At 73.4% G+C, this 15,201-nt stretch carries 15 protein-coding genes; 5 read left to right on the top strand and 10 right to left on the bottom strand.

What is annotated here, in order from left to right; genetic code table 11:
- Positions 1-668: 668 nt before the first annotated feature.
- The 7 genes from AC529_RS06370 to AC529_RS06345 form a co-directional block, all read right to left on the bottom strand.
- A complete protein-coding gene (locus tag AC529_RS06370) occupies positions 669-1,724 on the bottom strand; it encodes a copper transporter (RefSeq protein WP_068754638.1) in 1,056 nt (351 codons plus the stop codon).
- Entirely contained in the window at positions 1,721-2,926 is a 1,206-nt protein-coding gene (gene steA, locus AC529_RS06365) for a putative cytokinetic ring protein SteA (RefSeq protein WP_068754636.1), read from the bottom strand. Before steA ends, AC529_RS06370 begins: the two co-directional genes overlap by 4 nt.
- A 112-nt stretch (positions 2,927-3,038) precedes the next feature.
- Complete coding sequence (recN, locus tag AC529_RS06360; RefSeq protein ID WP_068754634.1) at positions 3,039-4,736, bottom strand: DNA repair protein RecN; 1,698 nt, start codon at positions 4,734-4,736, stop codon at positions 3,039-3,041.
- Positions 4,737-4,805: 69 nt separating this feature from the next.
- Positions 4,806-5,777, bottom strand: coding sequence for an NAD kinase (locus AC529_RS06355; RefSeq protein ID WP_068754632.1), 972 nt, complete (start codon positions 5,775-5,777; stop codon positions 4,806-4,808).
- Positions 5,778-5,892: 115 nt separating this feature from the next.
- Positions 5,893-6,693 (bottom strand): TlyA family RNA methyltransferase, encoded by an 801-nt coding sequence (locus tag AC529_RS06350; RefSeq protein WP_068754630.1) that lies wholly within the window; start codon positions 6,691-6,693, stop codon positions 5,893-5,895.
- 81 nt (positions 6,694-6,774) lie between these two features.
- On the bottom strand, positions 6,775-6,948 hold the full coding sequence (locus AC529_RS20360; RefSeq protein WP_198156328.1) for a hypothetical protein: 174 nt from the start codon (positions 6,946-6,948) through the stop codon (positions 6,775-6,777).
- A complete protein-coding gene (locus tag AC529_RS06345; protein WP_068754628.1) occupies positions 6,945-7,718 on the bottom strand; it encodes a hypothetical protein in 774 nt (257 codons plus the stop codon). Before AC529_RS06345 ends, AC529_RS20360 begins: the two co-directional genes overlap by 4 nt.
- A 197-nt stretch (positions 7,719-7,915) precedes the next feature.
- On the opposite strand from AC529_RS06345, the gene AC529_RS06340 reads away from it, so the two are divergent.
- Genes AC529_RS06340 through AC529_RS06330 form a run of 3 tightly spaced genes read left to right on the top strand, consistent with a single transcriptional unit; the run spans position 7,916 to position 10,662 of the window.
- Positions 7,916-8,266: an SCP2 sterol-binding domain-containing protein gene (locus tag AC529_RS06340; RefSeq protein WP_068754626.1), complete on the top strand. Its 351-nt coding sequence runs from the start codon at positions 7,916-7,918 to the stop codon at positions 8,264-8,266.
- A gap of 48 nt (positions 8,267-8,314) precedes the next feature.
- On the top strand, positions 8,315-9,661 hold the full coding sequence (locus AC529_RS06335; protein ID WP_068754624.1) for a DUF1015 family protein: 1,347 nt from the start codon (positions 8,315-8,317) through the stop codon (positions 9,659-9,661).
- Positions 9,658-10,662 (top strand): HAD-IIA family hydrolase, encoded by a 1,005-nt coding sequence (locus AC529_RS06330; RefSeq protein ID WP_068754622.1) that lies wholly within the window; start codon positions 9,658-9,660, stop codon positions 10,660-10,662. Before AC529_RS06335 ends, AC529_RS06330 begins: the two co-directional genes overlap by 4 nt.
- Here AC529_RS06330 and AC529_RS06325 read toward each other — a convergent pair.
- Entirely contained in the window at positions 10,608-11,069 is a 462-nt protein-coding gene (locus AC529_RS06325; RefSeq protein WP_068754621.1) for a single-stranded DNA-binding protein, read from the bottom strand. The genes AC529_RS06330 and AC529_RS06325 overlap by 55 nt on opposite strands.
- A 222-nt stretch (positions 11,070-11,291) precedes the next feature.
- Between AC529_RS06325 and AC529_RS06320 the strand changes: the two genes are divergently transcribed.
- Together AC529_RS06320 and AC529_RS06315 are read left to right on the top strand one after the other, a co-directional pair.
- Positions 11,292-12,284, top strand: a complete 993-nt coding sequence (locus tag AC529_RS06320) for an MBL fold metallo-hydrolase (protein WP_068754619.1) — start codon at positions 11,292-11,294, stop codon at positions 12,282-12,284.
- Positions 12,285-12,331: 47 nt separating this feature from the next.
- Entirely contained in the window at positions 12,332-13,261 is a 930-nt protein-coding gene (locus tag AC529_RS06315; RefSeq protein ID WP_068754617.1) for a GNAT family N-acetyltransferase, read from the top strand.
- A 13-nt stretch (positions 13,262-13,274) separates the two neighbouring features.
- Here AC529_RS06315 and AC529_RS06310 read toward each other — a convergent pair whose 3' ends face one another.
- Both AC529_RS06310 and AC529_RS19990 read right to left on the bottom strand, forming a co-directional pair.
- Positions 13,275-13,706 (bottom strand): NUDIX domain-containing protein, encoded by a 432-nt coding sequence (locus AC529_RS06310; RefSeq protein WP_068754615.1) that lies wholly within the window; start codon positions 13,704-13,706, stop codon positions 13,275-13,277.
- 157 nt (positions 13,707-13,863) lie between these two features.
- Entirely contained in the window at positions 13,864-14,664 is an 801-nt protein-coding gene (locus AC529_RS19990) for a tetratricopeptide repeat protein (RefSeq protein WP_232306617.1), read from the bottom strand.
- Between the last annotated feature and the right edge of the window lie 537 nt (positions 14,665-15,201).

The raw sequence follows: 15,201 nt of genomic DNA, 5'->3' as shown, positions 1-15,201 counted from the left end.
GCCGCGCCTCCTCGGCGGTGAGCGCCTCGATGCGCTCGTCGTCGCCCTCCAGCTCGCCCAGCCGTTTGGCGGCGTCCTCCGCCCAGGCCAGAACGTCCTCGACGGTGTCCCCGTACTTGCGGGTCAACTGCGCCAGCAGCGCCCAGCCGCGCGGGGTCCGCGTCCACCGACTCGGCGTAGGAGGCCAGTTCGGTGGCGGCGGCCAGTCCGCTCGCGCCGATTCCTGCGATCTTGACGGCTCCGGTGGTCACACGGCCGCGCGCCAGCGCCCGCAGGTGGCCCCGGAAGCCCCGGGAGGCGCCGGAGCCGTACAGGTCGTCGTAGGCGCCGAAGGCCGCGGCGCCGCACCCGGCGAGCACGGCCGCCATGCGCAGTGCGGGTTGCGTGCCGGGGGCGAGGGCGGCACCCGCGCACGCGCCGACCGCCAGGGCGGGCCCCTCCAGCAGGGTGACCTGCTCGCCGCGGAAGTTGACGCGGTTCCACGGCCCCCGGTCCCTCCCGGGCCCCCACCGGTCGGTCAGGGCCGCATACAGGCCCCGGGCGGCTGCCGCCCCCATCCCGGCGGCGAGCACGGCAGCGCGCGCGGAGGGCCGCCGGGGCGGCGGTGTGGTCCGGCGGCGGAAGCGGGACAGGACGGTCGGAGAACGCAAGGGCATGGCTGGGACTCGCTAGGACTCGTTGTCGGTGGCGACGTCTTCGGCGGTGACGCCGTTGGAGGGCGAGGGGGGCTGCTGGGGCCGGGGCACCGGCAGGACGGTGGGCAGGAAGCCGTCGGCTCCCGGGCCGATCCCGTAGTGGCCGTCGCGGCCCTCCCGGGCCAGTGCCAGCGCCAGCACGGTGACGACGTCGCCCGCGGTGGTGCCGACCGTGTCGACGGTGCTGAAGGGGACGTCCTCGGCGCGCGCCTGCCGGACGAGCCCGCCGGGCCCGTCCGCGGTGGGCGTTCCGGCCAGGACGGTGGCGGCACCGGCACGGTCGAAGGCGCGTGCCAGCGCCAGCACCGCCGCGTTGGCGGGCGGGGCGGCCGTACCGCTGTCCTCCTGGCCGCCGGGGAGGGCGAACGGCTCGGCGGGGGCCAGCAGCAGCACGGCGTCGGCGCCCGAGGCGGGTTCGCCGTCCACGGCGAGCAGGCCGGACTCGGCGTATCCGGCGACCAGCGCCTCGGGGTCGAAGCCGTCGGCGCGCTCCTCGTCCCCGGTGTCCGCTGAGGTGTCCGCGTCCTCGGCACCGGCGGCGAACACCGCGCGGGCCAGCTCGGTCCCGGCCCGCTCGTAGGGGGTGCCGCGGGGCACCTCCAGGCCCTCGCTCCAGCGGTCGGCGACCTCGTCGACGAGGTCGGCCTGGCCGGGGTCGAGGTAGCGGTCGGTGAGGGAGATGCGGCCGACGACCTTGCCCCCGGCCTGCCCCAGCAGTCTGACGACGGCGTCGCGGACGGCGGCGTCCACCCCGGGCGGCTCCACGACCACGACCCGCGTGCCGGTGAGCCTGCGGTCCACCATCGCCTTCTCGTAGGCGGCGATGAGCTGGGCGCTGCCCGTGTTGAACTGGTCGGCCAGGTCCTTGTCGGTGCGCAGTTGCTCGCTCTGCTCGCGCAGTTGCGCGGTCTCGGCCTTGAGGGTGTGCAGCAGCGGGTCCTGCAGCATGGTGGTGCCCAGGACGATGCCGACGGTGAGCGCCAGGAAGATCGCGACGGTGGAGACCAGGTGGTAGCGGAAGTCGATCACGCGAAGAGCCCCGTGAGCCAGTAGTAGAAGGCGTCCCACCGCGCGGCGAGGAAGGTCAGGTAGACCTGTCCGGCCGGGGAGCAGTAGGCCGCGACGACGATGGTGAGCAGGCTGGCCGCCACGAGCAGCAGCAGCGTCCACGGCGAGATGCGGCTGCGGTAGAGGCGGCTGACGCCCTTGGCGTCGACGAGTTTTCCGCCGACGCGCAGACGGGTGAGGAAGGTACTGGCCATTCCCGCGCGCCCCTTGTCCAGGAACTCCTCCAGGGTGGCGTGGGTGCCGACGGCGACGATGAGGGAGGCTCCGGCGTCGTCGGCGAGCAGCATCGCCACGTCCTCGCTGGTCCCGGTGGCGGGGAAGACCACGGGGTCGTAGCCCAGCTCGGTGAGGCGCCGCAGGCCGGGCGCCCGTCCGTCCCGGTAGGCGTGCACCACCAGTTCCGCTCCGCAGGCCAGGGCGCGGTCGGACACCGAGTCGAAGTCGCCGACGATGATGTCGGGCCGGTAGCCGGCCTCCAGCAGCGCGTCGGCCCCGCCGTCCACGGCGATGATGACCGGGTGGTACTCGCGGATGTAGGGGCGCAGTGCCGCCAGGTCCTCCCGGTAGTGGTAGCCGCGCACCACGATCAGGACGTGGCGGCCCTCGATCGGCGTGGCGATGTCGGGGACGTCGACCCCTTCCAGCAGGAGGGTCCGCTCGCGTTTGAGGTACTCCATGGTGTTGGCGGCGAACGCCTCCAGTTGGGTCGCGAGCCCGGAGCGCGCCTCGGCCATGGCGGCCCGGACCGATTCGACGTCCTGTTCGACGCCCTTGGCCACCACCGTGTCCCCGCGCATCAGGGCGCCGCCCTCCAGCCGGAGCCGCTCGCCCTCGTCGACGAGGGTGAAGACCTCGGGGCCCACCTCGTCCACCAGGGGGATCCCCGCCTCGACGATGAGCTGGGGCCCCAGGTTGGGGTAGCGGCCGCTGATGCTCTTGGCGGCGTTCACCACGGCGGAGACCCCGCACTCCACGAGGGCCTCGGCGCTGACGCGGTCGAGGTCGACGTGGTCGATGATCGCGATGTCGCCGGGTCTGAGCCGTTTGGTGAGGTTCTTGGTGCGACGGTCGGCCCGGACCGGGGCACTCACGCCGGCCATCCCGTTGGGCTTGGCGCGACGGAGCCTGGGAAGTCGCGCGCTCAGCGCGGTCGGAACCTTCATCGCCCGCATACTGCCACGGAGAGAGAGGTTGCAGTAACAAAGAGTGACACCTCGGCGTGTCGGTGGACCGGGCGTCGCCTCCCGGTCCCTTTCCCTCCGGGCCGCGGCGGGCTCAGACCCGGTCGGCCGCCGCGAGGGTGAGCAGCTCCTCGGCGTGGGCGCGGCCGAGTTCGGAGTCCTCCATCCCGGCCAGCATGCGGGACAGCTCCCGCACCCGTCCGGCACGGTCCAGGCGGGTCACCCCGCTCTCGGTGACCATGCCGTCGTTGGACTTCTCCACCACCAGGTGCGTGTCGGCGAAGGCCGCCACCTGCGGCAGGTGGGTGACCACGATGACCTGGGCGCGCCGCGCCAGCCGGGCCAGCCGCCGTCCGATCTCTACCGCGGCCTTGCCGCCGACTCCGGCGTCGACCTCGTCGAACACGAAGGTCGGCACCGGGTCTGCGCCCGCGAAGACCACCTCGATGGCCAGCATGACCCGCGACAGCTCACCGCCGGAGGCCCCCTTGTGCAGCGGCAGCGCCGGCGCGCTCGGATGCGGGGCGAGCAGCAGCTCGACCTCGTCGCGCCCGTACGGTCCGAACTCCTCGCCGGTGCGGATGCGGACCGTGACGCGGGCGTGCGGCATGGCCAGCGCGGTGAGCTCCTCGGTGACGGCCTCGCCGAACCGTTCGGCGGCCGCGGTGCGGATGCTGGTGAGCTGGTCGGCGAGCTCGGTCATCCGTTCGCGCAGCCGCGCCTCCTCGGCGGTGAGCGCCTCGATGCGCTCGTCGTCGCCCTCCAGCTCGCCCAGCCGTTTGGCGGCGTCCTCCGCCCAGGCCAGAACGTCCTCGACGGTGTCCCCGTACTTGCGGGTCAACTGCGCCAGCAGCGCCCGGCGCTCCTGCACCGCGGCCAGCCGCGCGGGGTCCGCGTCCACCGACTCGGCGTAGGAGGCCAGTTCGGTGGCGGCGTCGCTGATCACGTAGCTGACCTCGTCCAGGCGGTCGGCGAGCGAGGCGAGCGCCGGGTCGTGCTGGCGGACCCCCGACAGCGCCTGGCGCGCCCCGGCCAGCAGCGAGCTGACGTCCACCTCCACGTCGGAGGCGGGGTCCCCGACCAGGGCCTCGTGCGCGGTGGTCGCGGCCAGCCGCAGCGCGTCGGCGTGCGCCAGCCGGGTCTCCTCCGCCAGGAGTTCCTCGTCCTCGCCGGGACGCAGTTCGGCCGCGGCGATCTCCTCCACCCCGAACCGCAGCAGGTCCGCCTCCTGGGCCCGTTCCCGGGCCCGGGTGGTCAGCTCCGTCAGCTCCGCCTCCACCTCCTGGTGCTTGCGGTAGGCAGCGGTGTAGGCGCCCAGGGTGGCGTTGAGCGCATCACCCGCGTAGCGGTCGAGGGCGGCGCGCTGCCGGTCGGTGCGCAGCAGCCGCTGCTGGTCGGACTGGCCGTGCACCGCCACCAGGTCGTCGGCGAGGTAGGCCAGTAGGCTCACCGGCACCGACCGGCCGCCCAGGGAGGCGCGGGAGCGGCCCTCCGCGGACACGCTGCGCGAGATGATCAGCGTCCCCTCGTCGAGCTCCCCGCCGGCCTCCTCGACCCGCCGGGCGACCCTGCTGTCGGGGTCGACGGTCAGCCGCCCTTCCACGACCGCCCGGGACGCCCCGGGGCGCACCCGCTGGGGGTCGGCCCGCCCGCCGAAGAGCAGCCCCAGACCGGTGACCACCATCGTCTTGCCCGCGCCGGTCTCGCCGGTGACCACGGTGAACCCTGGAGACAGCTCCAGAACGGCGTCGTCGATCACGCCGAGACCTTGGATTCGGACTTCTTCGAGCACCGGACTCTCTCCCGTAACCACCACTGCTGAGACACCGTGCGGTCCCACCGCCCGCGCTCGGAGGACCACCTATCCGCCGTCGCGTTCGGCCCGTCCGCGCCAGCCTGCCACCGGAAGGCCGAACTTCGCGACCAGCCGGTCGGTGAACGGCGCGTGCTGCAATCGCGCCAGCCGCACCGGAACGTCCGACCGCGAGATCTCGACCCGCGCTCCGGCGGGCAATTCGACCATACGGCGTCCGTCGCACCAGAGCACCCCGTCGGTCGTCTCCGGCAGCACCTCCAACGCGATCACCGCGTCCGGGGAGACCACCAGGGGCCGGGCGAACAGCGCGTGCGCGCTCAGCGGCACCACGAGCAGCGCCGCCACGGAGGGCCACACGATGGGGCCGCCCGCGGAGAAGGCGTGCGCGGTCGAACCGGTCGGCGTGGCACACACCACCCCGTCGCAGCCCCAGCGGGACAGCGGTCGCCCGTCGACCTCCAGCACGACCTCCAGCATGCGGCCCGCCTCGACCTTCTCGGCGGTGGCCTCGTTCAGCGCCCAGGTGCGCACCGGCTCGCCCGCGCCGTTCCGCCCCCTGCAGTAGACCGCGACGTCGAGGGTCATGCGCTCCTCCACCGAGTAGTCGCGGTCGACCACGCAGCGGACCGTGTCCGACAGGTCGTCGCGCTCGGCCTCCGCGAGGAAGCCCACGTGCCCCAGGTTGACGCCCAGCAGCGGGACCCCGGTGGGCCGGGCGAGTTCGGCGGCGCGCAACAGCGTGCCGTCGCCGCCCAGCACCATGATGAGTTCGGTGCCGACCGCGGCGTCCGCGCCCGGCTCCACGATCTCCACCGGCTCCATCCGCGTGCCGCTCTGTCTGATCTCGTCGACCTCGGAGGCGAGCATCCGCACCGCCACCCCGGCCCGGGTGAGGCGCTCGTGGACCAGGCGGGCGCTGCGCACGGCGGCGGGCCGCCCGGTGTGGGCCAACAGGAGCACGGTGCGGTCGGCCGTCGCGCCCGTACCGCCGGACCTGTCCTCACCTGTGCCGGTCATCAAAAGAAGGCTCTCCTCGTCGCGGTGTCCGGCCCCGTCCGCAACGGCGCCGGTCGATCGCAGGTGGCCGAGTCACGTTATCCGACCCGCGTCACCGGTCAGGCATGCGGCCCGCCTACTGCGGTCCCTCCGCGATCGCCCGGCTCAGCCGGGCCTCCTCCAGCGGGGGAGCACCGGCGCGCAGCCACAGGAAGTACTCGACGTTGCCGGACGGCCCGGGCAGCGGGCTGGCGGTCACGTCGCGCACGCCCAGCCCGAGGGTCCGGGCGTGGTCGGCGACGCCGCGCACCGCCGAGGCGCGCAGCTCGGGGTCGCGGACCACGCCGCCGGAGCCGACCCGCTCCCGTCCCACCTCGAACTGCGGTTTGACCATCAACAGGAGGTCGGCGTCGGGGGTGGAGCAGGCGACGAGCGGTTCGAGCACCAGACGCAGCGAGATGAAGGAGAGGTCGCCGACCACCAGGTCAGGGCGGGGCTCGCCGACGTGGCCGGGGGTGAGTTCGCGGACGTTCTGCCGCTCCAGCACCGTCACCCGGGGGTCGCACCGCAGCGACCAGGCCAGTTGGCCGTAGCCGACGTCCACCGCGACGACGCGGGCGGCGCCGCGGCGCAGCAGCACGTCGGTGAACCCTCCGGTGGAGGCGCCCGCGTCCAGGCAGTGCCGCCCGGTGACGTCGACGCCGAAAGCGTCGAGCGCGCCGATCAGCTTGTGGGCGCCCCTGGAGACGTAGACCGGTTCGTCGTCGGCCTGCGTCACCACGATCGCCTGGTCCGCGCCGACCTGGGTGGCGGCCTTGACGGCGACGTTCCCGGCGACGCGGACCAGCCCCGCGCTGATGAGCTCGGCGGCGTGGGCGCGTGAGCGCGCGTGGCCCCGCCGGACCAGTTCGGCGTCCAGTCGGCTGCGTCTGGCCATGGTCTGCTGTCCGTCTCCTTCACCGTCGCGGTTGTCGTCCGTGTCAACCGTACGTCCACCGCGCGGGTGGGGAGGCCCGGCTCAGGGCGTGTGTCCCCCTCCGGGGGCGTCGAGGACGGAGAGCACCGCGGACAGCTCCTGGTGCACCGTCTCGTACACGGCGACGTGCTCGTGCGTGGGGAGCCCGTCGAGGGACTCCAGCCGGGCCCGCACCCCCTCGGCGGTGCGCTCGGCGAGCTTCTCCTCCTCGCTCACGACTTGCTCCCGTTCCGCGTGGTGCCGCGGCGGGTCGCGGCACGCTTGGTCTGGCTCTTGGCGGCGCGGGCCCGGGAGGTCTTGGTCTTGCCGCTGCGGGCGGCGGGCTTGGCCGTGCTCTCCGGGGCCGCCTCCTCTGCGGGCTGCTGGGACTGCGGTTCCTCGGCCGTGGACTCCTCGGTCCTGCCCGCCTGCGTGTCCGCCTCGGCTGCCGGGACGGGCTCTGCGGCCTGGGCGGGGGCGTCCGCGGCGGGGACGCCTGCCGTGGGGGTGTCCGCTTCGTCGGCCGCCTCCGCCCGGTCGCCCGTGTCGGCCTGCGGGACGGGCTGTTCCGGAGCGGCGGCCGCGGTCCGCGCCGCGTCGTCGACCGTGGTCCGACGCCGCTGGGCCGCCGTCACCGAGGCCAGCCGCCGTTCCAGCTCGGCGACCCGCCGTGCCAGCCGGTCGTAGTCGTCCCGGGGCACCACGTCGAGGCGGTCCAGCACCCGCGCGACCTCCTCCTCGATCAGTCGGCCGAGTGCGGCGCGGTTGTTCCGGCTGGTCTCGATCAGCTCGGCTGCCAGCGCCTGGATGCTGGGGCCCACCCGGACCCCGGGCAGCGGCGACTCCCCGTTCTCCGTCCCGCCGGCGGTGTCGGACGCCCGCGGCGACGCGGCGCGCTCGTCGCTCTCGCGGATCAGGGTCTTGGCCGCCGCGACCGCACGCTTGCGGGTGAGTTCGGTGAGCCCGCTGGCAGCCTCCAGATAGGCGCGTACCACGTCGACGACCATAAGAACGTACTCCTCGAAAGAATCCAGGTGTGCCGGCGGCGATGCCCGAGGCGGGAAGACCCGGGGAAAAAACTACCCCCATCTCTGCTCTCGCGAGGCCGAACCGCAACGAACCCCGCCCTCTCCCCGCTTCTGTCCTTCTTGTCACGGATGAGGTGCGGCTCGCCCTCGCACCCCCTTGGGGCATGATGAGAGGTATGGCCAACGTTGAGGAATGCCGCACCGCCGTCGACCGCATCTCCGACCGGATCAGCCGGCTCGACGAGGCGCAGCGGCGCGCGCACATCGTGGAGCGGACGATCAGCCTGACCGTCAGCGATCTGGGGACCGTCTTCACGATGCGGCTGACCCCCGGGGGCCTCACCGACGTCGTCGACGCCACGCTCTCCTCCGAGAAGGACCGGGCCCAGGTGCGCATCACGCTCACCAGCGACGACCTGGTGGCGTTGGCCGACGACCGGCTGGACTACGCCAAGGCCCTGCTGACCGGCCGGGTCAAGGTGAAGGCGAGCCTCGGCGACCTGGCGCGGCTGCGCAAACTGCTGTAGCCGCCGTGCTTCCCGGCCACCGTGCCCGTCTCCGGATATCGTGCTGAAATGCCGGACCCTGCGGCAGACGTCCTCTGCATCGCCCCGTTCCGCGGACTGCGCTACGCGTCCCCGGACGCCCGTCCGCTCCTCGAAATCCCCGTCCCGGACCTGGCTCGGGCTCTGGCTCCTCCCTACGACGTGCTGAGCGCCGACGCCGTCACCGACCTGGTCCGCGCCGAGCCCCGCAACGCCGTCCGGCTGACCCTGCCGCCGACGGCGGACGCGCGCAGCGGACTGTGCGGCCCCGACCGCTACGCGCGGGCCGCGCGCACCCTGCGCCGCTGGATCGCCGAGGGCGTCCTCGTCCACGACGTCGAGCCCGCACTGTACGTCTACGAGCAGACCACCCCCGACGGCGACCGCCAGCGCGGTCTCCTCGGCGCGCTCCGCCTCCCCCCGCCCGGGGGCCGGGCGGTCCGCGGCCACGAGGACGTCCTCGACACCGCCGTGGCCGACCGGGTCCGCCTGATGGAGCGGACCCGCGCGAACCTGGAGCCGATCTTCCTGCTCTACCGGGGCGGCACCGGAGCCTCCCGCGGCACGGCCGGCAGGCTCGCCGCGGCCCCGGTCCCGGGTGTCCCGCTGACCGACACCGTGACCGGCGACGGGGTGCGCCACCGGCTGTGGGCGCTCACCGACCCCGGACAGCACGCCGCCGTGGCCGCGGACCTGTCGGCCCGCAGCGCGCTGATCGCCGACGGGCACCACCGGTACGCCGCCTACCAGCAACTGCGGGAACGACACCCGGACCAGCCCGCCTGGGCCTACGGGCTCGCCCTGCTCGTCGACTCCGACTCCTTCCCGCCGCGGCTGGACGCCATCCACCGCGTGTTCGACGGGGTGCCGGCAGAGCGGTTGGCGGGCGCGGCCGCCTCCTGGGCCCGGGTGGACGACCTCACCGGCCTGCCTTTCGACGCGTCCGTGTCCCGGCTGGCCGACGCGGCCCGGCGGGGAGCAGCACTGCTGCTGGTCGACGCCCGGAGCCGCTTCCTCGTCCGCGAAGTGGACCGCACCGCTGTGGCTGCTGCTCTTCCGGACCGCTCCGCACGGTGGCGGTCGCTGCCCACCGCGGTGCTGGGCCACCTCCTCCTCCCGGCGTGCGGGCTGCGCGACGAGGACGCCCGCCTGGTCCACGACAGCGCAGCCGAGGCGGTGGACCTGGCCTGCGCGCACCAGGGGTGCGCGGTGCTCCTGCCGCCGCCGCGGATCGACGACGTCTACGCTGTGGTCGCCGACGGCGAACGCACCCCCCGCAAGACGACCTCCTTCGGCCCCAAACCGCGCACCGGCCTGGTGCTGCGCCTTCTCGGAAACGATTCCACCGACCTTTCGGACTGCGACGGGAAACGATGACTCTGCTGGCCGCATCCCGCCCCCTGCACTCGGTCTACGACGCCGCCCTGATCGACCTGGACGGGGTGGTCTACCTGGGTCCGCGCGCGGTACCCGCCGCCCCCGAGGCCGTGGCCAAGGCCCGTACCCAGGGCATGCGGATCGCCTTCGTGACCAACAACGCCTCGCGCACCCCCGCGGCCATCGCCGAGCGCCTCACCGCTCTGGGGATCTCCGCGGTTCCGGAGGAGGTGGTCACCTCGGCGCAGGCCGCCGCCCGCCTGATCGCCGAACGGGTCCCCGCGGGGTCGCCGGTGCTGGTGGTCGGCGACACGGGGCTGCGCCAGGCGGTACGCGCCCACGGACTGCGTCCGGTGACCACCGTGCACGACCGCCCGGTGGCCGTGGTCCAGGGGTACTCCCCCCGGCTCGGGCTCGACCTGGTGGTCGAGGGGGCGCTCGCGGTGGCCGCCGGGGCCCTGTTCGTGGTGAGCAACAGCGACGCCACCGCCCCCATGGGCCGCGGCATCCAGCCCGGCAACGGGTCCTTCGCCCGGGTGATCGCGCACGCCACCCGGCAGGAGCCGCTCGTGGCAGGCAAACCGGAGCGGCCCCTGCACGAGGAGGGCGTGCGTCGCACCGGGGCCGTCAACCCGCTGGTGATCGGCGACCGCCTGGACACCGACATCGAGGGCGCGCACCGGCGCGGCGCGCACAGCATGCTGGTGCTGACCGGGGTGACCACACCCGCGGACCTCCTGCTGGCCCCGCCCGAGCACCGCCCCTCCTACCTCGCCTACGACATCGGCGGGCTCAACCAGACGCACCCCGAGGTCGTGTGGGGCGGCGGAAGCGCGCGCTGCGGAGGATGGACCGCCACGGCGGAGGGGGAGCGCCTGCGGTTGCAGGGCTCGGGGGAGCGCCTGGACGGCCTGCGTGCCCTGTGCGCGGCCGTCTGGCACGGCGGTCACACCCCCTCCGCCGCTTCACTGCGGGAGGTCACCGCCGTCCTGGGTTGGTGATCCGGCACCGGATCCGCTGTCCCGACGCGGTGTGCGGTCTTGGCCTCCACCTCGAACACGCTGGCCACACCGTTGGCGGAACGCCAGAATCGCCTCCGCAGCGCTCCGGTGACCTGGACCGTGTCGCCGATGCGCCAGTCCCGGGTGAGTTCCACCATGTCCCTGCGGAAGCTGACGCAGGTGATCGGGTCGGCCTCCTGCCGGGCGCGCTTTTCGGCCCGGGGCCGGTTCACCGAGATGCGCCAGGTCACCAACTGGTCCCCGCTGGGCAGCTCGCGCACCGACGGCTCGGCGATGACCCGCCCGGCAAGCAGGACCTCGTTGCGGTGCTCGACCTCTGTCCGCGCCTGCGGCTGGGCGCTCTCGTCCGCGCGGAGGGGGGCCGAGACCGGTGGGGTGCTGTGCATGTGGTGTTCCTCCTCAGGAGTTCCGGTGGCGCCCGCGCGTTGTGCTCTGCGGCGCCTTCACTCCTTTCCAGAGTCGTCCGAACACCCTGGGTGAGCAAAACCGAATCTGGGGCCTGTGGAAAACGTCGGCGGTCCCGCACGGGCACCCTGGGGCCGCACCCCGGGAACAGCGTGAACTAGATTCGGACTCGGTCAGCGTGACAGCGGCGAGAGGAGCGGAGCATGACGGAGCGGGCGACGGCGCCCGCCGACGGGGACATCGTCCCGCTCGGCGACGAGATCTTCGCGATCGACACCAGGATGGCGGGGGTCCGGGGGATCACGTCCAGCTACCTGATCCGCTCGGAGCGTCCCTGCGTCGTGGAGGTCGGCACCGCGGGGTCGGCTCCGGTGCTCCGCGACGCGCTGCACTCCCTGGGGGTGGAGGCGCAGGACCTGGCCACCGTGGTGGTCACCCACATCCACCTGGACCACGCGGGCGGCGCAGGCCGGATCGCCCAGATGTTCCCCAACGCCGAGATCGTCGTGCACGAGCGCGGCGCCCGTCATCTCGCCGACCCGTCCCGTCTCATGGGCAGCGCCCGCATGGTGTGGGGCGACCGTCTGGACGTGCTGTTCGGTGAGATGGTGCCGACCGAGGCGCCCCGGATCCGGGCGGTGACCACCGGAGACGTGATCGACCTGGGCGCGGGCCGCTCCCTGACCGCCCACTACTCCCCCGGACACGCCAAGCACCACGTCGGCCTGGTGGACTCCGCCACGGGAGACCTGTACGTGGGCGACGCAGCGGGCATGTACAACCCGCACACCGGCGACCTGCGCCCGGCCACCCCGCCGCCGGACTTCAACCTGGAGGCGGCGCTGGGCTCGCTGCGGCTGTTCCGCGACATCGGACCGCAGCGTCTGATGTTCTCGCACTTCGGCGCGGTCGACGAGGTCGATCCGCTGCTGGAGCGTGCAGTGGAGGAGCTGCGGGTGTGGGTGGAGACCGTGCGGGAGTCGCACGACACCGGCGGCGACCTGGACCACGCGGTCGCCATGGTGCGCGAGCGCGTGCTGGAGCGGTACCGTCCGGCTCCCCCGGAGATCCCGCAGGAGACGCAGGAGATCCTGGAGACGCTCAGCGGGGCGGAGAGCAACGTCTCCGGCATCCTGCACTGGCTGGACCGGCTCAAGGCGGAGCAGGACGCGGCGGGCCGCGAACCGGCCGGCTGAGGCCGCGAATCCCGGCACGCGGAACCGATCCGCCGTAGGGTCGTGGGGTGAGCCTCGTACTGCGCCCCTTCCGTGCCACCGACGCGCCCGCCGTCCTCGATCTCAGCAGGCAGGTCCTCCCCCACCTGGTCGACGACGCGGCAGCACTGCGGGAGCGGGTGGCGGCCCTGTCGGGCAGCGGCCGGGCCGTGTTCACGGTGGCGGAGCTCGACGGCGTCGTCGTGGGCCACGCAGCGGCCGAACTGGACCGGGAAGGGCCCCGGCCTGACGGAGGCGTGGTGAGCGTGACCGTCGGACGGCGCCACCGGGGCCGGGGCGTGGGCGGTGCGCTGCTGCGCCCGATGGAGCGCTACGCCGTCGACGCGGGCGCGACCGTGCTGCGCGCCGTCGTCCAGGACACGCCGGAGTCCGTGCGCTTCGCCGAGCGTCGCGGTTACGTCCGCCGCTCCGGAACCTGCTTCCAGGAGCTCGTCCTGGCCGAGCTGCCTCCGCTTCCCTCTCCGCCGCCGGGCGTCCGGCTGTCGACCTACCGGGCCTTCCTCGCCGACCCGCACCCGCTGTATGCCGTGGAGGAGTCCGCGGCCCGCGACGAGCCCGCTTCCGGGTTCCCGCACCAGCCCCTCTCCTACACGGACTGGCTGGCCGCCGTGTGGCGGAACCCGCTGCTGGACCTGGACCTCAGCGCGGCGGTGGTGCTGGACGGCCGTCCGGTGTGCATCGTCACGCTGCTGGCCTCAGGGGAGGCGGTGTACTCGGTCATGACCGGGACCTCGCCCGGATACCGCAACCGTGGTCTGGCCGGATACGCCAAGAGCGCCGCGCTGCACCGGGCGCGGGAACACGGTTTCCGGGTGGCGCTGACCGGGAACGCCGAGGAGAACTCCCCCATCCTCGCGTTGAACGCGCGCCTGGGCTACCGGCCCGTGGCGAGGGAGTTCCTGTACGTCAAGGCGGTGTCCCCGGACGGGCGGCGCTGACCCCCTCTCCGGGTCAGGGCGCCCCGGGCAGGCCGAGTTCGGTGAGCAGGTAGGCGTACAGGCCGTCGGTGAAGGACAGGTCGGGCGGCAGCACGTCGAAGGCCCGGACTTCCACGGTCTCGTGTTCTCCGGTCAGTGGCGCCAGGGACGCCAACTGGGCGCAGGTGACCACGGTCGTGTGCCCGTCGGGCAGCACGTAGTAGCCGACGGCCCGCAGGTCCGTCAGCTCCGCTCCGGCTTCCTCTCTTGCCTCGCGCCGTGCCGTGGCCTCGATGTCCTCTCCGGCTTCGGCGTGCCCTCCCGGGAACTCCCAGGCGCGGTCGCGGTGGCGGACCATGACGGGCCTGCCGTCGCAGAAGAGCAGGACGACGACGGAGTCGTGGGCGGCGGGCAGGTGCCCGAGGCGGACGGTGGCCCCGTTCAACGGGGGCGGGTCTGCTGTCATGGAACGGTGGTCGTCTCGCTGCGGGGCGGCTTCGCCCTGCCCGGCTGCGCCGAGGCGGGGCGGAACCGTGCGCTCTCCGTGTGCCGGTGGAGGCGTCCCGGACCGGTGGGCGTCCGCTGCTGCGCCGTGGACGCCCACCGGGGCCGGTCTGCCGGCGCTACTCCTTTTCTGCCGCGTCGTCCCGACCGTCGTCCGCTTCCGCGGGGTCGTCGAAGTCGGGATCCTCCGCGTCGCTCCACACCACGTCGTCGTCGACGTCGACGATCTCCAGCCCTTCCAGGGCGGCGAGCCGCTCGTCGGCGTCGGTCAGACCTTCCTGGTCCACGGCTGAGGCACGGGCGAAGTACTCGCGCGCTTCCTCCTTGCGCCCCAGTTCCGCGAGGACGTCGGCGTAGGCGTAGAAGAGCCGTGCCGCCCAGGGGCGAGCACGCCGTTCCTTGAGCTGCGGACACTGGAGTTCCACCAGAGCCCCCTGGAGGTCGCCCATGTCGCGGCGCGCCCCCGAGGCGACGATGCGCAGCTCGACCTGCTCGGCCGTGTCCAACCGGTCGAGCGGGGCCTCGTGTGCGATCTCCAGCGCCCGTTCAGGGCGTCCGATGCCCCGCTCGCAGTCGGCGATCATGGGGAGGTAGGTGTCCTGGCCGGTGATACGGCGCGCGGCGCGCAGCTCCGACAGCGCCTCCTGCCACTTGCCCACGGTGTAGGCGGCGACGCCGGCCGCCTCACGGACCGCGCCGACCCGGGAGGCTCTGCGACGGGCGTAGAGAGCGTGCTGGTAGGCGCGCTCGGGATCCTGGTTGAGCAGGTCTCCCGCGGCGACCAGGTGTTTGGCCACCAGGTCGGCCAGCGACTTGGGGAGTGTGCGCAGTTCGTTGCGGATCTCCTGGTCCAGGCGGTGCACGAGCGCGTTCTCGGGGAGTTCCGGAGCCACTTCTTTCGAGCTCTCCGGCTCCTCCACCGGCTGCTTCTTCAGCTCCTCGTCTCCCTGGTCTCGACGGGGACGGTCGAAACGGCCGCTGTCGGCGCGTCCTCGGCGGTCACCACGGCCCTGGTCGTACGGTCGACCGCGCCGGGGCCCGCCGCTCCGGCCGCGGAACTCCTCGTTTCCGGAGCGTTCGCGGCGGTCGCCGTCCCTGCGGTCCTCACCGGAGCGACGCCGCTGCTGGCGCTGGTCGCCCTGCCCGGCATCCCGGTTCTGCCAGGACCGGTGGCTCCGGCCGGAGCCACCCCGCCCGCCACCGTGACCGGCCTGGGAACCCCCGCGTCGTCCTTGACCTTGGTCGCCAGATCGGAAACCTTTCCGGTTTCGGGCTCCGGAGCCGTCGCGCCTCTCCGATCGGCTGTCGTCAGTCATGTTCCGTCCGTAAACAGTCAAAAACGCTGCCACTTCCCCGTAGCAGCGCGAAGTGATTCAAAGATGCAGGTCAACTCTACGATATCGGTGAATCCTGCACAGTGTGCAAAGGCAAGCGAAAGGGGGGGTTGTCCTGTCGGG

The organism is Thermobifida cellulosilytica TB100 (assembly GCF_001517975.1).
Lineage (GTDB): Bacteria > Actinomycetota > Actinomycetes > Streptosporangiales > Streptosporangiaceae > Thermobifida > Thermobifida cellulosilytica.
This window is presented reverse-complemented; position numbering and strand designations above follow the sequence as displayed.